Source organism: Polymorphobacter multimanifer (genome assembly GCF_014205635.1).
GTDB lineage: Bacteria > Pseudomonadota > Alphaproteobacteria > Sphingomonadales > Sphingomonadaceae > Sandarakinorhabdus > Sandarakinorhabdus multimanifer.
Genome location: NZ_JACIIV010000015.1, coordinates 62,832 through 84,841, shown reverse-complemented (window position 1 = coordinate 84,841; position 22,010 = coordinate 62,832). Strand labels below are relative to the sequence as shown.

The window sequence follows — 22,010 nt, the reverse complement described above, 5'->3', positions numbered from 1 at the left end:
AGCGACGATGGAATTCCAGTATCACGACGGAGACACTGCGTGCGCCGGCTATCTGGCATTGCCGACGGGCGATGGCCCGCACCCGGTGGTGCTGATTGCCCATAATTGGGCAGGGCAGACCGCGCAGGACAATGCGGTGGCCGATCGGCTGGCTGAAGCCGGCTATGCAGGGCTGGCACTCGATGTCTATGGCGCCGGAAATCGCGGCGATCTGCACGGCGACAACAGCGCGCTGATGAACCCGTGGCTTGCCGACCGCGCCGGGCTGCGCCGCCGGCTGCTCGCTGCGGTCGAGGCCGCGGCGGCGCATGAGGCGCTCGACGCCGATCGCATCGCCATCATCGGATATTGCTTTGGCGGGTTGTGCGCGCTCGATGTGGCGCGCAGTGCCGATCCGCGGGTGAAGGCCGCCGTAAGCTTCCATGGCATCTACGCACCGCCGGGGCTGGGCGAGCAGTCGCCGATCAGCGCCAAGGTGCTGGTGCTGCATGGCTGGGACGACCCGATGGCGCCGCCCGAAGCCACCGTTGCGCTGGGGCATGAACTCAACGCCGCGGGTGCCGACTGGCAGATCCATGCCTATGGCCAGACGATGCACGCCTTCACCTTTGCCGGCGCCGCCAACCCAGCCGGGGGCATCCAGTACAATGCCGATGCCGATCGCCGCTCCTGGGCGAGCCTGATGGCCTTCCTGCCCGAGGTGCTCGGCGGTTGAGCCTGGCGCTCAGTCTCGCGCTGCGCGAGCTCCGCGGCGGTCTGCAGGGCCTGCGGCTGCTCGCCGTCTGCCTCATCCTCGGGGTGGCGGCCCTAGCCGGGGTGGGCAGCCTGTCTTCGGCGATCAGCGCCGGGCTCGCCGAGCGCGGCCAGCTGATACTGGGCGGCGACATCGAGGCGCGGCTTTCGGGCCGCTTTGCGACCGAGGACGAGGTGGCGCAGCTTGCGGCACTCGGCCCGGTCTCCGAAGTCGCCAAGCTGCGCGGCATGGCGAGCAACCCGGCCAATGAAGAGCGCACCTACGCCGAGATCAAGGCGATCGACGCCAATTGGCCGCTCTATGGCAGTTTCCGGATGGATGGAGGCGACCGGGTGGAGCCCGGCAGCGTGGCACTTTCCACCGCACTTGCCGACAAGCTCGCCCTGCGGACCGGCGATGCCGTGGTGATCGGCAGCCTTCCGCTCAAGGTGGGTGGCATCATCGTGGAGGAGCCCGACAAGGCGGGCGACGGCCTGGGCTTTGGCCCCAATCTGCTGATGGCGCGCGCCGACCTCGAAGCCACCGGGCTGCTCGGACCGGGCAGCCAGTACAGCAGTCGCTACCGCGTGCGCTTGCCGCCGGGGACCGATCTTGCGGCCACCACCAAAGGCCTTGAGGCGGCTGCGCCCGACGCCGGCTTCCAGTTTCGCGACGCCACCAATGGTGCGCCGAGCACCCAGCGTTTCGTCAACAATCTCGGCCAGTTTCTCACGCTGGTGGGGTTGACGGCGCTCGTCGTATCGGGCGTCGGCGTGGCGGGTGGTGTGAGCGCCTATCTCGGCGCCCGCACCCGCACCATCGCCACTTTGAAGACGCTGGGCGCCGACAGTGCGCTCGTTCGCGCCATCTACCTCTGGCAGATCGGGCTGGTCACGCTCGGCGCCATCGTCGTTGGCCTGGGCCTCGGGTCGCTGGCGCCATGGGCGGTCGCCAGTTTTGCCGCCGACAGCCTGCCGGTGCCGCCCAGCCTCACGCCGCAATGGGGGGCATTGGCGGCTTCGGCGGCCTATGGCCTTCTTATCGCACTCATGTTCGCACTATGGCCGCTCGCCGAGGCGGCGAAGATGCCAGCTGCCCGCCTCTACCGCAGCCTTACCGAGCGCAAGGCTCGGCCGGGTGGTGGAACGATTGCCGTCATTGTGCTGGCTGCAATTGCCATTGTGGCGATCACGTTGCTGCGCGCCGGGGATACGCCGTTCGTTTTTGCGTTTCTTGGCGCCGCGATCGGGCTGGTGCTGCTGCTCTGGGCGCTGGCTTCGGGGGTGCGGGCGGTGGCGGCGCGGGCGCCGCGGCCGCGCAACATGTTGTTGAGACTGGCTTTGGGCAATTTGCACCGCCCCGGCGCGCCGACGCGGCAGCTGGTGATGGCGCTAGGGCTGGGGCTGACGCTGTTCGCCACATTGGCCACGATCGAGAGCAATTTTTCCGGCCAGATCAACCGCACCATTCCCGACAAGGCGCCGAGCTTTTTCGTGATCGACGTCCCGCGCGAGGGCATCGAAGGGTTCCGCACGGCTATTGCAGGGGTCGCGCCGGGGGCGGAAATGACCGTTGTGCCATCACTGAGGGGGCCGGTGACGGCGGTGAACGGGGTGCCGGCGGGGGAGATTAAGGCCAATGACGAGGCCTGGATCCTTCGCGGCGACCGGGGCCTGAGCTATGCCGCCGAATTTCCGCAGGCCAACACGCTGGTGAGCGGCACATGGTGGCCGAAGGATTATGCCGGGCCGCCGCTCATCAGCCTCGATGATGATGCCGCCAAGGCGCTGGGGCTGAAGATCGGGGACAGCCTGACCGTGTCGGTGCTCGGCGTGGAGATCGAGGCGAAGATCGCCAGCACACGCAAGATCGACTGGCAGTCGCTCGGCTTCAATTTCGCGATCCTGTTCGCGCCCGGCGCGCTCGAAGCCGCACCGCATGGCTGGATGGCGACTGTCGCCGTCGAGCCCGCGCAGGAGCGTGGCGTTCAGCGCGTTGTCGGCCAGACCTTTCCCACGGCATCGATCATCCGCGTCAAGGACGTGATCGGCCAGGTGAGCGAACTGCTCGCCCAGCTTTCGGCGGCCATCCGGGCGGCGGCATCGGTGACGGTGGCGGCGGGGATTGCGGTTCTGATCGGCGCGCTTGCTTCGGGCGCGCGGGCACGCACCTATGATGCCGTGCTGCTCAAGCTGCTCGGCGCCACCCGCGGCCAGGTGGCGCTGGCGACGCTGGCGGAATATCTGCTGCTTGCCGGAATCGTCTCGGGGTTGGCGCTCGCGCTGGGCACCGGGGCAGGGTGGTTTGTCATTACCCAGGTGTTCTCGCTGGAGTGGGAGCCGATCTGGTGGCCGGTTGTCGCGACGGTGGGTTTGGGGGCGGTGGTGACGGTGTTGCTGGGGCTCGCGGGATCGTGGAGCGCGCTCTCGGCTCGGCCGAATGCGGTTTTGCGGGGACTGTGACGGCAGGGACCATTGAAAAACGGGCGCGCTTGCCCGATATTGCGGGAGATGACCGGCAGCTTCGCCGGGTTTTTGGAGGAAAGAATGGCCAATCCGCTGGATCCACGCATCGGCGCGGTTCGCTCCGCGGCTGACGCTAACGCCGGCTTCGACGCCGGGCTCCGGGCGCATATGCTCTCGGTGTACAATTACATGGCTTCGGGCGTGCTGCTCACCGGCATCGTCGCGCTGCTGATGGCGCAGGGCGGCGAGAACTCGCTTGCCGCGCAGATCTTCACGCAGCCGGGCTTCCTGAAGTATATCGTGATGTTTGCCCCTATCGGGCTCGTGTTGTGGCTCAGCTTCGGGATCAATCGTCTGTCCGAAGGTGCGGCGAAGAGCATCTTCTGGGTCTATGCCGCGCTGATGGGCGCATCGCTGTCGACGATCTTTCTCGTCTACACCGGTGGTTCGATCGCCACGACCTTCTTCGCGGCCTCGGCGGGTTTTGCTGGGTTGAGCCTCTACGGCTACACCACGAAGCGTGACCTGTCGGCGATGGGCAAGTTCCTGATGATGGGCCTGATCGGCATCGTCGTCGCGATGATCGGCAACTTCTTCCTGAAGTCGTCGGCACTCGACCTCGGCATCTCGATCATCGGTGTGTTCCTGTTCGCCGGACTGACCGTGTACGACACGCAGAAGATTAAGAACTTCTACTATGAAGTGCAGGGCAGCAGCTTTGCAGGCAAGGCCGTCATCATGGGCGCGCTGACGCTGTATCTCGACTTCATCAACCTCTTCCTGTTCCTGCTGCGCTTCATGGGCGACCGCCGCTGATCCGCCGGCACAGGTTCTGACTTCCGGGCCCGGCGGCACCACCGCCGGGCCTTTTCATGTCCGGCGCAGCGCGCCCAGTGCCTCCGCCGTATCGACATCCGCCAATATCGCGTCGCTGGGTGCAGGAACGAGAGTCACCGCCAGCCCGTCGAACAGGTGACGCGCGCCGGCATCGCCCTGCAAGGCCAGCAGCGCCGGCCAGTGGGCGCGCGGCCAGCGGACCGGATTGCCACGCTGGCCGGCCCAGACCGGCGCTGCCACGCCATCGGTCGCCGCCAAAGTCGCCAGCAATGCAGGCTCGATGCGCGGCATGTCCCCCAGCATCACCAGGGCGGCATCCCAGTCCTCGGGTGCCGCCCGCAGCCCGGCGCCGAGCGAATGCGCCAGCCCCAGCACATGATCCTCGGCGGTCACGAACGACATCGCCCGGTTCCCGAGCGCTTCGCGCACTGCCGCGGCTTGATGCCCGAGCACGACGAGCAGCGGCAGCCCGGCAGCGAGTGCGGCATCGGCAGCATGGGCAACCAGCGCCTTGCCCCGCCACGGCATGAGCAGCTTGTGGCCGCCGACCATCCGGGAGGAGCGTCCGGCGGCGAGCAGGACCGCGCCGCACCTCATCGTGGCACCGGTCGCTCGGCTTCGGGCAGCAGGCCGCCGGCGCCCATCGCCGCGATGTCGGCGGCTGTGACCGGCAGACCGGCAATGAGCCGCTCCAGTACGAGATCGAGCCCGTTGCGCCTGGGCGAGCGCGCGCAGCCGGGGAGGCCGATGACGGGGCGGCCATTCACTTCGCCCAGCACCAGCAGGTTGCCGGGATCGACCGGCATCCCCAGCCGTTCGACATGGCCACCGGCGCGCACCATGGCGGCGGGCACGACATCACCGCGATCCACGCTGGCAGACGCGCTCGCAACAAGCAGAAGCTCGGCGGTGCAACCGGCCATCACCGCGGCAAGGGCCGAAGTGTCGTGCGCCACCGCGGGCAGCGGCACCAGCCTGCACCCGAGCGCCTCGACCCGCGCGCGCGTGACCCGCAGCGTCTTCGCCATTGCCTTGTCGCTCACCCCCGGCAGCCGCGTGGCAACTAGCGCCACATCGCATGGGCGGAAGCCATGGACCTGCATCGGCGCCGATGCGGCGAGAGCGGCGTCGAGGGCAGGGCGGGCGACGGCATAGCGGATGACCTTCACCGTGGCGATGATCTCGCCGGCGCGCACCCGCGCCATCGGTGCCAGCGTGCCGAGGGTCAGCGCCTCGTCGATGGCGTTCACCGCCGTTACGCACCCCGGATCGACCGCGAGTACGCCGGCGGTGCGCGCTGCAAGGTTGGCACGGCCATGTGCCGCCGGCAGCACCTCGACATGCCCGCCGGCAAGCGCTGCTGCCAAGGCGGTGGCGGCGGCATCTTCGGCCACATCATCGGCATCGAGCCGCGCGACCATCAGTCGATCGAGCCCTGAGCGCGCGGCCTCGGCAAGATCATCGGCCGTCAGCCGCCGGCCCTTGCTCCAGCGCGCCGTGCCGACCATCTGGCCATGGGCGAGCAGTGCGCCCTCGGCCTCCGCCAGCGGCAATTCGGCGAAGATCAAGCGGGCGCCGTCGGGGCGAGCACGCCGTGCCAGGCAGCCGTCAGCTCGGCGGCAATGCTGAGCGCAATTTCGGCCGGGCCTTGCGCACCGATGGCAAGACCGGCCGGACCGCGAACCCGGTCGAGGGCCTCGCTGTCCAAGCCGAATGCTGCCAGCCGTTCACGGCGCAGGGCATGGTTCTTCCGGCTGCCCAGCGCTGCGATGTAAAAGGCATCCGAGCGAAGTGCCGCTGCCAGCCCGACATCGTCGAGCTTGGGGTCATGGGTGAGCGCCACCACGGCCGAGGCGGCATTGGGTGCCCACGCCGCCAGTGCCTCGTCGGGCCACCGCCGGTCGAGCAGCAGCCCGGCAAAACGATCATCCGCAGCGAACAATGTGCGCGGATCGATGACGGTGGTGCTGATCCCGAGCCCCTGTGCCAGCGGCACCAGCGCCTGTGCGATATGCACGGCGCCGATGATGGCGAGCCGGCGTGGCGGTGCCCAGGGGCGGATGAAATGGATGTCGTCGGCGTCGCCCATCCAGCTGGCGCCGCGGCCGAGATCGGTCACCACCGTCATGCTTCGGCCGGCGCGGGCAGCGGCTTCAAGGCCATCGATGATCGCGACTGGAAAGCCATCATCGGCGAGCCGCTGCACGAGCACGGTGATTCGACCGCCACAGGCAAGGCCGACTCGCCAGGCTGTTTCATCGGCAACGCCGTATTCGAGGCTGCGCACCCCGGTGGTTTCGGCGAGCAGCGCCTGGGCTTCGAAGATCACTTCGCCTTCGACACAGCCGCCGCTCACCGAGCCGGCGAACAGGCCATCGTCGCGGATGGCGAGGTGGCTTCCGGCGCGGCGCGGGGCCGACCCCCAGGCCGAGACCACGGTGGCGATCGCCACGCGGTGTCCCGCTTCGGCCCAGCCGCGCGCGGTGGCGAGGGTGGCGAGATCTTCGGTCAACTCCATTGCACGACCAGAAAGCCGAGCACGGCGACAATCAGCAGCCCGCCCCAGACCAGCGGCGAGATGCCCTTGCCCGGGGCGACGTCTGCGGTCGGCGCTGCCACTGCTTCGCCGATGGGCATCGGGGCCGGTTCTCCTGCCGGGGCCGAAGCCTCGGCCGTAGCCTGGGCCGAAGCTTGTGCCGAAGCTTGGGCTGGGGCCTGAACCGGGGCCTGAACCGGGGCCTGAACCGGAGCCTGAACAGGGGCCGCTTCCAGCTCGCCCTTCAATTTGTTGAAGAAGTTTTCGGCATAGGCCTTGGCGGTGCCCTCGATCAGGCGCCCGCCCAGTTGCGCCAGCTTGCCACCCACCGAGGAGCGCACGGCATAGGCAAGGGTGGTGTTCCCCTCGGGCGTGTCCGAAAGTGTGACATCGGCTTCGCCCTTGGCAAAGCCCGCCACGCCGCCCTTGCCTTCGCCGACCAGCCGATAGCTCTGCCCTTCCACGACATCGGTGAGGGTCACGAAGCCCGTGAAGGTGGCTCGCACCGGGCCGACCTTGGCGTTCATCTTGCCCTCCAGCCGCTCCCCTGCATCATGCGGCGTGCGCGTGAGGCTCTCCACGCCATCTATGCAGCGCGCCAGCACATCGGGATCATTGAGCGCGGCCCATACCGCAGCGCGCGGGGCAGCGATCGTCACGGCGCCATCGAGATTCATCGTACTTCTTTCCAGCCACTGCGGTGCCAGCTTTGTAGCGTTCGCCGACTGAAGTCACCAGCCACATGCTATGGCGGAACAATGCGCGTTTGCGTAGCGTTCATACTCATACTATGATTTTATTTAGGGGATGTTACCTAGGTTCAGGTAGTGTGTTTCGGGGGACGATGTGGAACAGCTTTTGAACGAGGTGGCTGCTGACGAGACGGTGGTTCGCGGCGCGGTGAAATGGTTCGATCCGGTTCGCGGTTACGGCTTTCTGGTGCCGGAAATTCCCACGGCCGAGGGCGATGTGCTGGTGCACTTCACGGTGGTGCGCGAGATGGGTCGTCGTACGCTTCCCGAGGGGGCAACGCTCACCTGCATTGTCGTCGCACGCGACCGTGGGCGCCAGGCGCGCAAGATTGTCGACCTGGACCTGACCACGGCCATCGGCCCCGATCCGGAAACGGCTGCGGTGCGCGCGGCGGACCGTGTCAATCCGCAGGGTCTTCTCGACACCGCGGGCAATTTCGAGCCGGTCGTGGTGAAGTGGTTCAACCGGTTGAAAGGCTATGGTTTTGTCGTTCGGCCGGGCACCGAGGAGGATATCTTCGTGCATATGGAGACGGTGCGCCGGGCGGGGTTGCCGGAGCTCGAGCCGGGGCAGCCCTTGCAAGCGCGCATCGCTTCGGGCCACAAGGGCCCGCTGGCAGTGTCGCTTGCTGCCGATGGGGTCGTGCCCGAACAGGATTGATGAACCTATGCGTATGGTTGCGTTTGCCGCAGCGCTTCTGATCGCTGCCCCCGCCTGGGCCGCGTGCCCCAACATCGGCCTCTCGCGTCAGTCGGTGAGTTTCACGACCGCCAAGGGCACGCACAGCTACACGGTCGACCTGGCGGCGACATCCGACCAGCAGGCGTGCGGCCTGATGTACCGCGAGGCGATGCCGCGCGATTCCGGCATGATCTTCCCGTTCAAACCGGCACGGACCACCGCCTTCTGGATGCGCAACACGCCGCTCCCGCTCGATCTGATTTTTGTCGGGCCGGATGACCGGGTGGTGAGCATCGGCCAGGGCAAGCCCTATTCCGATGCGCTCATCCCCTCGGGCGGGCTGACCGCCGCCGTGATCGAACTGAACGCCGGCGAAGCTGCGCGGATCGGCCTCAAGCCGGGGGACAAGGTGAAGCGCCCGCGTTGAGCTGCGGCAGCCGGGGCTTGCCTTTGCGCCCCACATGCGGTTTGAGAACGACATGGGATTTCTTGGCAGCATCTTCACCTGGTGGAACGGCCCCGGGCTCGGCACGCGAATCTGGTCCAGCCGCAATGGCACCGAAGTGGGCCGGGACGGCGAGGGCAATGTGTATTTCCGGTCGGGCAAGGCCGGCGATCCGGGCGAACGCCGCTGGGTGATGTACAATGGCGTGCCCGAGGCGACGCGCATTCCGCCGGAATGGCATTTGTGGATGCACAAGACGGTGGCGCTGCCGCCGAGCGAAGCCCCGCTCACGCCGCGGGTGTGGGAGCGGGAATGGGCGCCGAATGCCACCGGTACGCTCGCAGCCTATCGCCCTTCGGGGGCGCTCGAATCGGGTGGCAAGCGGGCGGCGGCAACGGGCGACTACAGCGCCTGGTCCCCGGACCAGAACTGATGCGCGCCTTGCTCAAGGAAAATGTGATCGAGGCGCTGCTCGGTGCGCTGGTGCTGATCGTGGCGGCGCTGTTCATCAACTTTGCGTGGGAGCGGACGCAGGCCGGGCGCGGTGGCGGTGGCTACACGCTCTTGGCGCGCTTTCCGAGCGTGGCGGGCATCTCGCCGGGCACCGATGTGCGGCTCGCGGGCATCAAGGTGGGGCAGGTGGTGGCGCAGCGGCTCGATCCGGCAAGCTACCAGGCCGTGCTCGAGATCGGCATCCAGCCTGGGCTCAACCTGCCGATCGATTCGAGTGCGGCGATCACCAGTGAGGGGTTGCTCGGCGGCAATTTCATTGCGCTCAGCCCCGGGGCGGAGGAGACGATGCTCAAGCCGGGCGAGGAGATCATCGAGACGTCGGGAGCGGCCGATCTCATGGCGCTGATCGGCAGTGTCGTGAACCGCAGTGGCGGTGACGAGCCGAAGCCGGCCGATGCGCCCGAGCAATAAGCGGCTCGCGCTCGCTGGGCTTGCGTTGATGCTTGCGGCGCCGGCCGTGGCGCAGGCGCAGGCGCCGGCGCGGGCGCGCAATGCGTTGCCCGAAGGCGTGACCCCCAATGCCGAGCGCGATGTGGAAGTGGCGGCGATCGACAAGCGGTCGGGCGAAATGCGGGTGTTCAGGGGCAAGCCCGGACAGCGGTTCAGCTTCGGCACGCTGACGGTTGCGGTGCGGACGTGCGAGACGACGCCGCCATGGGAGCCCAAGCTGACCGGCGGATTTCTCCAGATCGATGAACGCCGGCGCAACGGGGTTGCGCGCATCTATTCGGGTTGGATGTTCGCCGAGAGCCCTTCGCTCAATCCGCTCGAGCATCCGCGTTATGATATCTGGATCAGGGCCTGTGCGATGAAATGGCCCGACAAGGGGCCCGATACCGTTGTCGTCGGAGCGAGCACCCCGGCTGCCCCGTCGAGCGCGCCGAAATCGGCCGAGACCGGGAGTGCAGCGCCCAGCGCCGAGCGATAGACTTTGCGGTCCACCTCGGTGGTGCCGAAGCGCGCGAGATGCTCGGTCAGGAACTGCGTGTCGAGCAGCGTGAAGCCGCCGGCGCGGAGCCGCACCACCAGCGCTGCCAGTGCTGCCTTCGATCCATCGGTGACGCGCGTGAACATCGATTCGCCGAAAAAGGCACCGCCGAGGCGCACACCGTAAAGGCCGCCGGCGAGCGTGCCATCGGCGGTCCAGGCCTCGATGCTATGGGCATGGCCGCGCTCGTGGAGCGCCAGATAGGCTTCGGCGATCAAGGGGTTGATCCAGGTCTGCAGCCGGTCCGGTTGCTCGGCGGCACATTCCGCGAGCACGCGCGCGAAGGCGCGGTCTCGGGTGAAGTGGAAGCGGTTCTGCCGCAGCGCCTTCAAGAGGCTGCGGGGGGCGTGGAATCGATCGAGGGGGAGCACGCCGCGGCGCCGCGGCTCGACCCAGAAGACATCGGGGCTGTCGGCTGCCTCCGCCATCGGAAAGATGCCGCTGGCATAGGCCGTGAGCAAAACATCCGGATCGAGCCGCTGGCTGATGAGGCGGGATGACATCGGGCGATCGTGGCACCAGGCGCGCGAAAAGAGAAGGCTGGCCTGCTATTGTTCGGCGCGTGAAGCCAGCCAGCGTTCGAGCCACTTGATCGAATAATCACCGTCGATGAAGTCCTGATCCTCGATCAGCGCCTGGTGGAGCGGAATCGTCGTCTTGGGTCCGTGAATGACGAATTCCTCGAGCGCGCGGCGCAAGCGCATCAGCGCGTCATTGCGGTTGGCGCCATAGACGATGAGCTTGGCAATGAGCGAATCATAATAGGGCGGGATGCGATAGCCGTCGTAAAGTGCTGAATCCACCCGCACATGCAGCCCGCCCGGCTGATGGAAATCGGTGACGCGGCCGGGCGAGGGCGCGAAGGTGGCGGGGTCCTCGGCGTTGATCCGGCATTCGATGGCATGGCCTTCGAAGCGGATGGTCTCCTGCGTGACCGACAGCGGCAGGCCGGCGGCGATGCGGATCTGCTCGCGGACGAGATCGATCCCGGTGATCGCCTCGGTGACGGGATGCTCGACCTGGAGCCGGGTGTTCATCTCGATGAAGAAGAACTCGCCATTCTCGTAGAGGAACTCGATGGTGCCGGCGCCGCGATACTTGAGCTTCGAAATGGCCTGCCGCACGACTTCGCCCATGCGGGCGCGTTCGCTGGCGTTGAGGGCGGGCGAAGGGGCTTCCTCGAGCACTTTCTGGTGGCGGCGCTGCAGCGAGCAATCGCGTTCGCCGAGGTGGACGGCGCCGCCCTGGCCGTCACCGAAGATCTGGAATTCGATGTGGCGCGGTTCGGACAGGTATTTTTCGAGATAGACGGTATCATCGCCAAAGGCGGCCTTGGCTTCCTGCTTGGCCTGCGCCACCAGCCCTGCCAGCGAGGCGGCGTCGGGGATGACCTTCATGCCGCGCCCGCCGCCGCCCGAAGCGGCCTTGACGAGCACGGGGTAGCCGATGCGCTCTGCCACTTCGAGCGCCTCTTCGGTCGAGGTCAGTGGCCCGTCCGAGCCCGGCACCAGCGGCAATCCGAGGGCGGCGGCGGTGCGCTTGGCCTCGACCTTGTCCCCCATCTTGCGGATATGCTCGGGGTCGGGCCCGATCCATACGATGTTGTGCTCCTCCACGATCTCCGCAAAGCGAGCATTTTCAGAGAGAAAGCCATAGCCGGGGTGGATGGCATCGGCCTGGGCGATCTCCGCGGCTGAGATGATCGCGGGGATGTTGAGATAGCTGTCGGTGGCCGACGGAGGCCCGATGCAGATCGCTTCGTCGGCAAGGCGCACATGCATGGCGTCGGCATCGGCGGTCGAGTGCACCGCCACGGTGCTGATGCCCATCTCCCGGCAGGCGCGGTGCACACGCAGGGCGATCTCGCCCCGGTTGGCGATCAGGACCTTCTTGAACATCGGCATGGTTATTCGATCACCACCAGCGGCTCATCATATTCGACCGGCTGTTCCGAACGGATGAGGATGCGTTTGACGGTGCCGGCCCTGGGGGCGGTGATGGGGTTCATGACCTTCATCGCCTCGACGATGAGCAGGGTGGCGCCGGCGGCAACGGTTGCTCCTTCGGTGATGAAGGGCGGGGCACCGGGCTCCGACGTCAGATAGGCGGTGCCGACGATCGGGGACTTCACAAGGCCCGGATGGCTCTTCCAATCATCGGCTGCAGGGGCAGCCGGGGGCGCTGCGGGGGCAGAAAGGGGTGCTGCGGGGGCAGAAACGGGTGCCGAAAAGGTCATCGGGGCGGCGGTGATGTTGCGCGCCACACGAATCGAGCGCTCGCCGTCCTTGACTTCGATTTCGGTCAGGTTGCCGGCATCAAGAAGTTCCGCCAGTTCGCGGACCAATGCGCTGTCGACCTGCATGGTGCCCTCGCTGTTCGAGCCTTGCGGCATGAATTCACCCCGTTGCTGCGCCGGTTGTACGCCGGCCAAGGCTTTTGCTATTGCCGCAATGCTGCGGCCGCGTCCAGCGCCAGCGTGTAGGATCCAGCGCCGAACCCGGCGATGGTGCCCCGAGCGACCAGGGAAACGAAACTGTGGTGGCGAAAGGCCTCGCGCGCATGCGGATTGGAGAGGTGGACTTCGATGACGGGCACGCTGATTGCCTTGATGGCATCGTGGATGGCGACCGATGTGTGGGTGAGGGCGCCGGCGTTGAGGATGACCGCCAGCGCGCCGAGCGAGCCGGCTTCCTGCAGCCAGTCGACAAGATGGCCTTCATGGTTGGACTGGCGGATGTCGAGCGTGAGGCCAAGTGCCTGTGCCTGGTCTTCGAGGCGGCCGGCGATGGTGTCGAGCGTGTCGTTCCCATAGATCTCCGGCTCGCGGCTGCCGAGCAGGTTGAGGTTGGGACCATTGAGGACAAGGACGAGGCTCATGTCGCAGCGTTAGCGTTGCACCTTGCTCGCTGCAATGCCCCGGGGCATTGGAAGCGCATGAGCAACCATGCGATCACCCTCAACGGCGAGCCCCGCCGAATCACCCCCGGCCAGAGTGTTGCGGCACTGCTGACGGAACTGGAGCTGGAAGCCGCCCACGTCGCGGTCGAGCGAAACCTCGAGATCGTGCGGCGATCGGCATTTGCCGAGACCCAGCTTGCCGAGGGCGACCGGCTGGAGATCGTGCATTTTGTCGGCGGCGGGATGGAAGACGACGGCTGGGAAGTCGCCGGCCGCCGCTTCACCTCGCGGCTGATTGTCGGCACCGGCAAGTACAAGGATTTCGCGCAGAACGCCGCGGCGCTTGAAGCTTCGGGCGCCGAGATCGTCACGGTGGCAGTGCGGCGGGTCAACGTCACCGACCGTGGCGCGCCGATGCTCACCGACTTCATCGATCCCAGGCGCTTCACCTATCTGCCCAACACTGCCGGCTGCTTCACCGGCGACGAGGCGGTGCGGACGTTGCGGCTGGCGCGTGAGGCCGGTGGCTGGAACCTGGTCAAGCTCGAGGTGCTCGGCGAAGCGCGCACGCTTTATCCCGACATGGCGGAAACGCTGCGCGCCACCGAGATCCTGGTGAAGGACGGCTTCGACGTGATGGTCTATTGCGCCGATGATCCCATTGCGGCGAAGAAGCTGGAGGAGCTCGGCGCGTGTGCAATCATGCCGCTGGGCTCGCTCATCGGTTCGGGGCTCGGCGTGCAGAACCCCGTCACGCTGCGGATGATCATCGAAGGGGCGAAGGTGCCGGTGCTGGTCGATGCCGGGGTCGGCACCGCGTCCGACGCCGCGGTGGCGATGGAGCTCGGCTGTGCCGGCGTGCTAATGAACACCGCGATCGCCGAGGCGCGCGATCCGGTGCTGATGGCGCGGGCGATGAAGCTGGCAATCGAATCAGGCCGCCTGGCCTATCGCGCTGGCCGTATGCAGCGCCGCCGCTATGCCGATCCGTCCTCGCCGCTCGCCGGGCTGATCTAGGGCGCCGGACGGCGCAACGGCTCAGCCGGCCGCCAGTTTCGCGATGGCGGCCTGCAATCCGGCTTCATTGTAGGGCTTTTCCAGCGCGGTGAACGATGCCGGCCATGATGACGTGTCGAGGACGTGGCCGGTTGCAACGACAACCCGCAGTTTCGGGTTTCGCGACGCCGCCTCGATCGCGAAATCGAAGCCCGAGCCGTCAGGCAAGGAAACATCCGTCACCAGCATGTCGAATTCGGCACTCTCGAACTGCGTCCTTGCTTCCGCGACGTCGCCGGCTTCGGTAACCTGGTGCCCCATTTCGATCATCATGTCGGCAAGGAGCATGCGGATCAGCGCTTCATCCTCGACCGCCAGGACCCGCAGGCTCGTTTTCGGCACGTCCGTCTGCGGCGGTTTCGGTGCATCCCTGGCGAGAGCGCGGTTTTCGAGCACGTGCCGGACCTTGCGCGCCAGACTGTTGCGGCCATAGGGTTTGCTCAGCAGTTCGACGCCATCGTCGAGCCGCCCGGCGTGGACAATGGCATTCTGGGTATAGCCGGAGGAGAAGAGCACGACGGCGCCGGGGTGGGCTGCGAGCGTGAGGCGGGCGAGGTCGGTGCTCCGCAGGTTTCCGGGCATCACGACATCGGTGAAGAGCAGGTCGATGGCCACGCCGCTTTCCACGATCGCCAGCGCGTTGTCGGCATTGGTGGCCTTGAGCACCCGGTAACCGAGATCGGTCAGCAGTTCCACGGCGACGGCGCGCACGGAATCATCATCCTCGACCACAAGAATGGTCTCGGTGCCACCTTGCTCTGCAAGCGGAAGCGGTTCGGCCGGGGCGTCTTCCACGAGGCGCGTGCGCGGCAGGTAGATCCGCACGGTCGTGCCGACGCCGACCTCGCTGTACAGCTTGAGATGGCCGCCCGACTGTTTGGCGAAGCCATAGACCATGCTGAGACCGAGCCCGGTGCCCTCCCCTTCGGGCTTGGTGCTGAAGAACGGCTCGAACACCTGGGCGAGTGTATCTGATGTCATGCCGCATCCGGTGTCGGTGACCGCCAGCATCACATATTGCCCCGGCGCGACGTCGGTGTGTTGCGACGCATAGTGATCGTCGAGCACCGCGTTGCTCACCTCGAGGGTCAGCTTGCCGCGGTTTTCCATCGCGTCGCGGGCGTTGATCGCCAGGTTGAGGATCGCATTTTCCATCTGGGCGCGGTCGACGTTGCAGTTCCACAATCCGCCGCTGGCGATGATCTCGATGTCCACGGTCTCGCCGAGCGTCCGGCGCAGCATGTCGTCGAGGCCCTGGAGCAGGCGGCCCAGATGCAGCGGCGAGGGATCGAGAGGCTGGCGTCGCGCGAAGGACAGCAGGTGCGACGTGAGCTTTGCGCCGCGCGTCACGCCGGCCATCGCATGCTGGATCCGGCGCTCGGCCACCTCGTTGCCAGCGACATTGCGCGACAACAGATTCAGATTGCCTTTGATGACTTGAAGGATGTTGTTGAAATCATGGGCGACCCCGCCAGTCAAATTGCCGATCGCCTCCATCTTCTGTGCCTGGAACAACTGTGCTTCGGCGTGCTTCAGTTGCGCGACGGCCATTTCGACTTCGCGCTTGAGCGTGTCGTTGTAGTTGCGCATGGTTTCACGCGAACGGATCTCCTCCGCGATCAGCCTGGCTTCGATGACGGTGCCGATCGGCTTGCCGGTCTCGTCGCGCATCGGCGAGGCCGTGAAGCCCACCGGATAGAAGCTGCCGTCCCGGTGCACGAACACCTCTTCGCCGCTCTGCTGGTTGTTTTCGGGAAGGGCACGGTCGATGGCGCAGTCGGCAAGCGGGAAGGGGCGGCCATCGGGATGGGTGTGGTGGATGATGTCATGGAGCACCCGGCCCTGGGTTTCGGAAAAGCTGAAGCCGGTCATCGCTTCGGCTGCGGCGTTCATGAAGATGCACCGCTGGTGGTCGTCCATCATGAACAGCGCCATGCGGGTGTTGTTGACGATGGCATCGAGCCGGTCGGTGGTCCGGCGAAGCTGCTGCTCGGCGCGCCTGGTCGCGGTCACATCCTCGATCGCGGCGAAGAATACGGCATCTTCATCGGACCGCAGCAACTGCAGCCGGACCTTGACGTCGTAGTGCGAGCCATCCTTTCGCGCGTGCACGGTCTCGAATGTCAGTATTGGCAATTCGCCGCCGACAAGCGGCACGATCATTTCCCGAAACTGCTGCTCGGATATCAGGGGCTTGATCTGCCACGGAGTGATGAGCGCCATTTCGGCGGCCTCATAGCCGAGATTCATGCGTGCCTGCCGGTTGACGAGGATGAACCGGAAGGTGCTTGTGTCGAAGACATAGGACTCGCCAAGCCCATCCTCGACGATCCGCGCCCACCAATTGCCAGCAAGCATGTACAACCCCTGTTCAGGTCGGTTCGAAGGTCAAATCGACGACGCGCATGAATAACATTTTGTTGTCAAACTGCTATCCGGAACATGGCATGGTGCCGCACGAAATCGGCGTTGTTCGTGGCTGTGTGCTGCATTGACAACAGGCAAGGCGCGCCGCCGGCGACTTGCCGCGGCGGCCTGTGGGGTACCGCGCCGGCGCCGCTCAAACGGGATTGCTGGCTGGCTCGGCTGCCTTGCGTGCAAAGAATATGCTGATGCGCGTGCCGTTGTTCGGGGACGACTGCACGTCCACCACTGCCCTGGCATTCTGTTTCAAGGACTGGACGATGACCGAGCCGAGCTTGCCGGACGTCGGCCAGGTGACGCCCTCGGCGAACCCCACGCCGTCGTCGGCGACGACAATCCGGCAGCCGGTCTCGTCGACCAGGCTCGACATCGTGATCGTCCCGCGGTCACGCCCGACGAAGCCATGTTTGAGCGCGTTGGTCATCAACTCGTTGACGACAAGCCCGGTGGGCATGGCGACATTGATGGAGACGGGCCATGCATCGACGCGCAGCTCCAGCCGGATGCCCTGGATTGCATGCGCTTCCATGACCGACGAGGCGATCTTGCTGAGATAGACACCAAGGTCGATCCCGTCGGTCATGGTTTCGCCTGCCAGCAGGTCGTAGAGCAGCGCCAGCGAGTTGATGCGACCGGCGAGCCGAGTGAAGCGTTCCCCGGTCTCCCCCTCGGGCAGGTTGCGCGCTTCCATGCGGATCAGCGCGGTGATCATCTGGAGATTGTTCTTCACGCGATGCTGCAGCTCGCGCAGCAGCACGTCCTTGTCGCGCAGCAGCTGCTCGTCCTGCTCGCCCGCGGCGCGGATGCGCTGGCCGGTTGTGGCGAGGGCGACCAGCCGGAAGAGCGGGGTGCCATGGTCGTTCTCTATGATGTTCGACCACGCATCGACATCGCAGATCGTCTCGCCATTCGCGATTTTGAATGTGCCGATATACTCGTCTTCACTCATCACCGCTTCGCTCAGTGATGCCTTTTCGCCGGGCGCCAGGGCTTCGCCTGACAGGACGGTCCAGTCATGTCCCTGGATGTCGGCGGCTGTTCGACCGGTGAGGCGTTCGAACTCGAGGTTGCAGTAGGTGATGGCTTCGGCGCGCTGGATCTCCGAGACCGCGATGGCCACCGGCACATGATCCAGAAACTGCTTGAACTGTTCGCTTTCGAGCGCGTCGGCCAGTCCGGGCGTGGCGAGCAACTGCTCCACGTTGGTCTGATCATGCGCATCTTTCATGTCGATTCCTCACGCCCCGACCCGACAGGCCAATAGCTTCAACTATTGTTGCCGCTCGCCGGGCTGATGTTCTTGGCCGAGAATTGGCGCCACCTCAAGCATGTCGCGGCGGCGATATGCCGGAAGATTTGCGCAGGGAGAGAAGCGTTGCCTTTCGGCAACTTGTACCGCCTGCAGTCTAGGTCCGATGTGCGAGCTTGCAGCCAGGAACAGTTTGGGTAGCATGGCCGCTGGCCAGCCGAACAGGCCAAGGTTGCATCATTCATGTTGGGAGCATATCCGATGAGCGATACAAACAGCAGCCCGAAAACAGGCAGCAGCCCGAAAAAGGCGTGGCGGAGCCCGCAGATCATCGATGCGGGATCAATCGACGAGCAGACGACTGCCGGCGTGGGCAATGTGGGCGACAAGGCCGATGGCGACAAGTGGAAAGCCCTGACGATCGACGCGCCTGCAGGCGGAAAGGTCATCCTGCCGCCTGGCGACTAAGTTGTTGTGGTGGGGCCGCATTATACTGCCAGCAACCGGATCCGTTACCGTTGCATCGACGGAGGCGGCGTCGTGCTTGACCTGGGTTCGCAGCGTTATTCGGTGCTCGATGAACTTGCGACGTCGTTGTGGTCGGTACTGACGCGCGACGGGAACGATGAGGGCGATCTTGCGCAGCTGGCTGCAGACTATGGTGTCAGCCGCGCCGAGATAAACCGGTCGCTCGAGGCGTTTGCGGCCGAGCAGGTAAAGGCTGGATGGCTGTGCACGCCCGGTGCGTCCAACCCGCCTCCGGCGCCCGTGGCAGATGCTGGCATTGCGCTTCGCACGGGAAGTGTTGCGGCGCTCGGCGCCATTGTGGCGACCGCGCTTTCGTTGCGCGTCCGCGGCTTCGGGCCCACCTACCGGGCGCTGGCTGAACGGCGATGGCCGGCTGCTGTCGAGCGGGGCGGAGTGGTCGCGGTGGTCGGTCGTCCGTTCCTGGCTGCCGAGAATGTGATCCTGTTTCGTCGCGGGGCCAATGATTGCCTGGTTCGGTCGCTGTCGCTGTATCGCTACCTGCGGGCCAGCGGCGTTGCCGCGACGCATGTGATCGGTGTCCGCCGGATACCCTTTGCTGCCCATGCATGGGTGGAGGTGGATGGGCAGGGCGTGCTGGCGCCGGCGCCGCAGGGTTTCGCGCGGCTGGCGACAATGATGTGAAGATGCAGCAGCGTCCGGCCACGACGCACTTCAGCGGAGAGGTCGATCTTGCCGCTGCGGACCGCGTGCACGGTCTCGTCATCCACCACCGCGGCTATTTCAGCAATCTTGCCGAGCTGGCCGCCGGAAGCAGCATCGACGGGGTGTCGACGAGCGCGTTGATTGCCGCGGCCTATCGGCGGTGGGGACGCGGGCTGGCGGCGCGGCTCGACGGCCAATATGCGCTTGTCGTGCACGACCTGGAGTCAGCTGAGGTGCTGCTGACGCATGACGCGCTCGGGATTGTGCCGCTCTACTGGCAAATGCGTGGCGGGCGGCTGAAGTTTGCGACGCGTCTCAGCGGGATCGTTGACGCTGATGAGCGCGAAGACATCTGCCTGTCCGAGGTCAGGCGCTATATCGAGGAGGGCACCGGGACCACGGCGCGAACGGTGTATCGTTCGATCCGGCGGCTGACGCCGGGGAGCAGCGTGTGGATCGCCGGCGGGGCCAGTACCGTGTTCACGAGCTGGGACCCTCGGGATGTTGCGCCGATCGCGTTGGCGACGTCCGGCGATTACATCGCGCACTTCAAGGAGCTTGTCGCGGCGGCGACCCGCGATGCGCTTGCCGGAAGCGCCTCGCCATGGATCGCCCTGTCGGGCGGGCTCGATTCGAACACGCTGCTTCCGCCGGCGCTGCAGCATGCGCCGTCGCTCACGGCTTATTCGATCATTTCCCCGCAATGGCGCGAGGCGGACGAGTCGCCGTGGATCGAGCGTGTTGTCGGGAGGACCGGCATTCCCTGGCATGCGATCAATGCCGAGGACGTGCTGCCCTTCGGCGACTTTCCCGACGCGTTTTGCGGCGGGCCCGATACCGCCGTGATCCACCGCCGCTTCGACCGTGTGCTCACCGGTCTGATCGGCGGATCGGTGCTGTTGACTGGCGATGGTGGGGACAGCTTCATGGGCGCGCAGCTCGCGCCCGTGCCGATGCACCTCGCCGATCCGCTGTTTTGCGGGCGATTGCGCGAGACGCTGAGCGACGTGGCGCGGTGGCGGCGGGGTGCTCTCCCGCACCGGTCGGCGGCATATTGGGCGGTGCATGGGCTTGTGCTGCCTTCGGTCCGGCATCTGGCGCGCCGCCCTGTCCGCGCGCCGCATTACCATCTTCGGCTGGACTGGCTGAACCCGGCCACGCCCGGCGACGGCGCTGCACCCGGCCCGGGGCTGCCGCGTTGCGCCACGCCGGGGCAGCAGGCGATCCTCGACGATCTCTGGCGCTGTGCGGAGGACTCGCAGCCCTATGACAAGGGGTATGAATCGCGTCATCCGCTCTTCACGCGCGCGCTCTTCGAGTTTCTATGGGCGATACCCTGGTCCCAGAAGCTGATCCCGTCGTGCGACCGCTACCTGCAGCGGCGCGCGCTCAAGGGGCTGGTCGATGACGAAATGCGGACGCGCATCAGCTTCGGGATGGGATCGCGCACCTTTGTGGAGGGGTTGCGCCGCTCGCCACAATGGCTCGACTATCTCGGCGAAGCGCCCAGGGCCGCGGAACTCGGCCTGATCGATGCCGACAAATGGCGGCACGCGCTGCGCCAGGCGTGCGTCGGACAGACGCGGGCGGAGCCGCTGCTGGTGCGCACGATTGCTGTCGAGGTGTGGTTGCGCCAGCTTGCCGAGCTTCGGCCCATGCAGCGGGCTGCGCCATTGCCGGCCACGGCCTTGTCGGGACAGCGGGCTTGATTCCGGCGGCGCGCCCCGATTTCACCGCGGTGCTGCGCGCGGCGAACCTGGCCTTTCCCGAGCGCAGCGACAGCCTTCAGCGCCTGATGCGCTATTTGCTGAAGACCGACCGGTTGGAGGAGCTTGCGTGCCGCGCCGGGGATGCGAGCGCGATGGGCGCCGCCCCCGAGCTTGCAGCGCTGGTAGGCGAGGCGGCGCTTGCCATGGGCGATCCGGCGCTGGCAGACACCGCGCTTGCCCATGCCGTGGCAGCGGGCCAGGACGCCAGCCTGGGGCTCCGGGCGAAAGCCTTGTTCGAACTCGGGCAGCGCGATGCGGCGCGCGATGCTGCCACGCTGGCGCTCGAAAACCAGCCCGACGATGATGCCGCCGCGCTGGTGATGTTCGGGCTGATGCTGTCCGACGGGCGACGGTCGGACTTGTGGGCCTTGTGCAACGATCTCCGCGCGCGGGGCCGCTGGACGGCCCGGATGGTCTCGGCGCTGGCCTTCGCTGCGACGACGCCGGCGCAGGCCGAGCGCGTGCGGGCGATGACCGATGGCGGGCGCTGGATTGCGCGCAGCACGCCTGCCGGGATCGATGCTGCGGACATCAAGGCGCAGCTCGATGCGGTCGAGGACTGGCGGCCTCTGCCGCGGACCAAGGCGACGAAGGGGAGCGGCCGCCGCCTCGAAGCGCTGCACATGCTGGCATCGGCACCGGCGCTGGATTTGCTGTTCGCAGCGGTCGAGGATGCCGTGGCGGACTATGTCCGGACGCCGATGGCAGCGTTGGACGGCGACCATCCGCTGGTGGCGCTGAAGCCGGACACGATCGCCATCAGGAGCTGGGCGCTGGGTGTCCGGGGTGATGGCCATGAAGACTGGCACCTGCATCCGGACGGCTGGCTGAGCGGCGTCTATTATGTCGATGTGCCACAGCTGTCAGCGAGCCCGGCGCCCAATGCCGGGCAGATCGAGTTCGGTCCGCTCCCGCTGGCACAGCCGGCACCCGATCTTGTCTGGCCGCCGATGCGGTTGACCCCGCGGACCGGCGATCTTCTGCTCTTCCCGTCCTATCTGGCGCACCGGACCTGGCCGACCGGCCTGTCGGCCGAGCGGCTGTGCATTTCCTTCGATATCCTGCGGCATGGCTGCGATGTGTCCGAGGTGGGCGTGAAGCCGCGTGCCCTGACGCCGAGGCGTTCGTGCCGGGACCGCTACGCTCGCAACCCGGCGGCGGTCATCGCACCCGGAGGGCCGGGGATGCATGTGGTGATGAATGTCGAGAGCGGCCGCTATCTGGTGGTGGACGATACGGCAGAGCTGGCCTGGTGCCTGCTGGAGACACCCCGCACGACCGACGAGATCGCACATGTGATGGCAAGTCGTTTCGACGGCGCGCTCGAAGAGATCCGCGCGGACATGGCAGCGCTTCTCGAGGCGTTGTTTCGCGAGGACCTGATTTCGAGCGTGCAGGCCTGACGCGGTTCACCCCTGCCGATTGCGGGACAACGGTGGTTGCGCGGAGCATGGGGGAACCGCGGGGCGTTG

The 22,010-nt window shown here is 66.5% G+C and carries 22 protein-coding genes and 1 pseudogene; 13 read left to right on the top strand and 10 right to left on the bottom strand.

All coding sequences use genetic code 11. The features are described from left to right. Positions 1-7 precede the first annotated feature (7 nt). The 3 genes from FHS79_RS11390 to FHS79_RS11380 all read left to right on the top strand — a co-directional run bounded on the left by FHS79_RS11390 (position 8) and on the right by FHS79_RS11380 (position 4,014). The gene (locus tag FHS79_RS11390; RefSeq protein WP_184199844.1) at positions 8-715 is read left to right on the top strand and encodes a dienelactone hydrolase family protein; all 708 of its coding nucleotides are present in this window, start codon (positions 8-10) and stop codon (positions 713-715) included. Next, positions 712-3,195 carry an ABC transporter permease gene (locus FHS79_RS11385; protein ID WP_184199841.1) on the top strand — a complete coding sequence of 828 codons (2,484 nt, stop codon included), beginning with the start codon at positions 712-714 and terminating at the stop codon, positions 3,193-3,195. Before FHS79_RS11390 ends, FHS79_RS11385 begins: the two co-directional genes overlap by 4 nt. Positions 3,196-3,279: 84 nt before the next feature. Continuing rightward, positions 3,280-4,014 (top strand): Bax inhibitor-1/YccA family protein, encoded by a 735-nt coding sequence (locus FHS79_RS11380; protein WP_184199838.1) that lies wholly within the window; start codon positions 3,280-3,282, stop codon positions 4,012-4,014. Between the two features lie 54 nt (positions 4,015-4,068). On the opposite strand, the gene FHS79_RS11375 is transcribed toward FHS79_RS11380, so the two are convergent. Genes FHS79_RS11375 through FHS79_RS11360 form a run of 4 tightly spaced genes read right to left on the bottom strand, consistent with a single transcriptional unit; the run spans position 4,069 to position 7,248 of the window. Continuing rightward, entirely contained in the window at positions 4,069-4,632 is a 564-nt protein-coding gene (locus FHS79_RS11375) for a nucleotidyltransferase family protein (RefSeq protein ID WP_184199835.1), read from the bottom strand. Beyond that, positions 4,629-5,603 (bottom strand): molybdopterin-binding domain-containing protein, encoded by a 975-nt coding sequence (locus tag FHS79_RS11370; protein WP_184199832.1) that lies wholly within the window; start codon positions 5,601-5,603, stop codon positions 4,629-4,631. The genes FHS79_RS11375 and FHS79_RS11370 overlap by 4 nt, the downstream gene beginning before the upstream one ends. After that, positions 5,600-6,553 carry an XdhC family protein gene (locus FHS79_RS11365; RefSeq protein ID WP_184199829.1) on the bottom strand — a complete coding sequence of 318 codons (954 nt, stop codon included), beginning with the start codon at positions 6,551-6,553 and terminating at the stop codon, positions 5,600-5,602. The genes FHS79_RS11370 and FHS79_RS11365 overlap by 4 nt, the downstream gene beginning before the upstream one ends. Beyond that, positions 6,544-7,248, bottom strand: coding sequence for an SRPBCC family protein (locus FHS79_RS11360; RefSeq protein WP_184199826.1), 705 nt, complete (start codon positions 7,246-7,248; stop codon positions 6,544-6,546). The genes FHS79_RS11365 and FHS79_RS11360 overlap by 10 nt, the downstream gene beginning before the upstream one ends. 169 nt (positions 7,249-7,417) lie before the next feature. Here FHS79_RS11360 and FHS79_RS11355 point away from each other — a divergent pair, with 169 nt between their 5' ends. From FHS79_RS11355 to FHS79_RS19325, 5 genes and pseudogenes are all read left to right on the top strand, one after another. Further along, on the top strand, positions 7,418-7,984 hold the full coding sequence (locus FHS79_RS11355) for a cold shock domain-containing protein (protein WP_341534444.1): 567 nt from the start codon (positions 7,418-7,420) through the stop codon (positions 7,982-7,984). A 7-nt stretch (positions 7,985-7,991) separates the two neighbouring features. Then, positions 7,992-8,432 (top strand): DUF192 domain-containing protein, encoded by a 441-nt coding sequence (locus tag FHS79_RS11350; protein WP_184199824.1) that lies wholly within the window; start codon positions 7,992-7,994, stop codon positions 8,430-8,432. Positions 8,433-8,484: 52 nt separating this feature from the next. Then, on the top strand, positions 8,485-8,883 hold the full coding sequence (locus tag FHS79_RS11345; protein WP_184199935.1) for an NADH:ubiquinone oxidoreductase subunit NDUFA12: 399 nt from the start codon (positions 8,485-8,487) through the stop codon (positions 8,881-8,883). Beyond that, positions 8,883-9,374 carry an outer membrane lipid asymmetry maintenance protein MlaD gene (mlaD, locus tag FHS79_RS11340; protein ID WP_184199821.1) on the top strand — a complete coding sequence of 164 codons (492 nt, stop codon included), beginning with the start codon at positions 8,883-8,885 and terminating at the stop codon, positions 9,372-9,374. The genes FHS79_RS11345 and mlaD overlap by 1 nt, the downstream gene beginning before the upstream one ends. Beyond that, a pseudogene (locus FHS79_RS19325) lies at positions 9,358-9,708 on the top strand (DUF2155 domain-containing protein); the annotation flags it as partial. The gene mlaD and the pseudogene FHS79_RS19325, both read left to right, overlap by 17 nt. Positions 9,709-9,743: 35 nt before the next feature. On the opposite strand, the gene aat reads toward FHS79_RS19325, so the two are convergent. Genes aat through aroQ form a run of 4 tightly spaced genes read right to left on the bottom strand, consistent with a single transcriptional unit; the run spans position 9,744 to position 12,828 of the window. Continuing rightward, positions 9,744-10,454, bottom strand: a complete 711-nt coding sequence (aat, locus tag FHS79_RS11335) for a leucyl/phenylalanyl-tRNA--protein transferase (protein ID WP_184199818.1) — start codon at positions 10,452-10,454, stop codon at positions 9,744-9,746. Between the two features lie 45 nt (positions 10,455-10,499). After that, positions 10,500-11,849: an acetyl-CoA carboxylase biotin carboxylase subunit gene (gene accC, locus FHS79_RS11330; RefSeq protein WP_184199815.1), complete on the bottom strand. Its 1,350-nt coding sequence runs from the start codon at positions 11,847-11,849 to the stop codon at positions 10,500-10,502. An 8-nt stretch (positions 11,850-11,857) separates the two neighbouring features. Further along, positions 11,858-12,343 (bottom strand): acetyl-CoA carboxylase biotin carboxyl carrier protein, encoded by a 486-nt coding sequence (gene accB, locus FHS79_RS11325; RefSeq protein ID WP_243452831.1) that lies wholly within the window; start codon positions 12,341-12,343, stop codon positions 11,858-11,860. Positions 12,344-12,390: 47 nt separating this feature from the next. Further along, entirely contained in the window at positions 12,391-12,828 is a 438-nt protein-coding gene (gene aroQ / locus FHS79_RS11320) for a type II 3-dehydroquinate dehydratase (RefSeq protein WP_184199811.1), read from the bottom strand. A 57-nt stretch (positions 12,829-12,885) separates the two neighbouring features. Here aroQ and thiS point away from each other — a divergent pair, with 57 nt between their 5' ends. Continuing rightward, on the top strand, positions 12,886-13,866 hold the full coding sequence (thiS, locus tag FHS79_RS11315; protein WP_184199809.1) for a sulfur carrier protein ThiS: 981 nt from the start codon (positions 12,886-12,888) through the stop codon (positions 13,864-13,866). Positions 13,867-13,887: 21 nt separating this feature from the next. On the opposite strand, the gene FHS79_RS11310 is transcribed toward thiS, so the two are convergent. Together FHS79_RS11310 and FHS79_RS11305 are read right to left on the bottom strand one after the other, a co-directional pair. Next, complete coding sequence (locus tag FHS79_RS11310; RefSeq protein ID WP_243452840.1) at positions 13,888-16,155, bottom strand: response regulator; 2,268 nt, start codon at positions 16,153-16,155, stop codon at positions 13,888-13,890. Between the two features lie 310 nt (positions 16,156-16,465). Further along, entirely contained in the window at positions 16,466-17,557 is a 1,092-nt protein-coding gene (locus FHS79_RS11305; RefSeq protein WP_184199803.1) for a sensor histidine kinase, read from the bottom strand. 282 nt (positions 17,558-17,839) lie between these two features. Here FHS79_RS11305 and FHS79_RS11300 point away from each other — a divergent pair, with 282 nt between their 5' ends. The 4 genes from FHS79_RS11300 (at position 17,840) to FHS79_RS11285 (ending at position 21,941) form a co-directional block, all read left to right on the top strand. Beyond that, a complete protein-coding gene (locus FHS79_RS11300; protein ID WP_184199800.1) occupies positions 17,840-18,046 on the top strand; it encodes a hypothetical protein in 207 nt (68 codons plus the stop codon). A gap of 72 nt (positions 18,047-18,118) precedes the next feature. Further along, the gene (locus tag FHS79_RS11295) at positions 18,119-18,748 is read left to right on the top strand and encodes a lasso peptide biosynthesis B2 protein (RefSeq protein ID WP_184199797.1); all 630 of its coding nucleotides are present in this window, start codon (positions 18,119-18,121) and stop codon (positions 18,746-18,748) included. A gap of 2 nt (positions 18,749-18,750) precedes the next feature. Beyond that, positions 18,751-20,478, top strand: a complete 1,728-nt coding sequence (locus tag FHS79_RS11290; RefSeq protein WP_184199794.1) for an asparagine synthase-related protein — start codon at positions 18,751-18,753, stop codon at positions 20,476-20,478. Then, the gene (locus tag FHS79_RS11285; protein WP_184199791.1) at positions 20,475-21,941 is read left to right on the top strand and encodes a PqqD family peptide modification chaperone; all 1,467 of its coding nucleotides are present in this window, start codon (positions 20,475-20,477) and stop codon (positions 21,939-21,941) included. The genes FHS79_RS11290 and FHS79_RS11285 overlap by 4 nt, the downstream gene beginning before the upstream one ends. Positions 21,942-22,010: the final 69 nt, after the last annotated feature.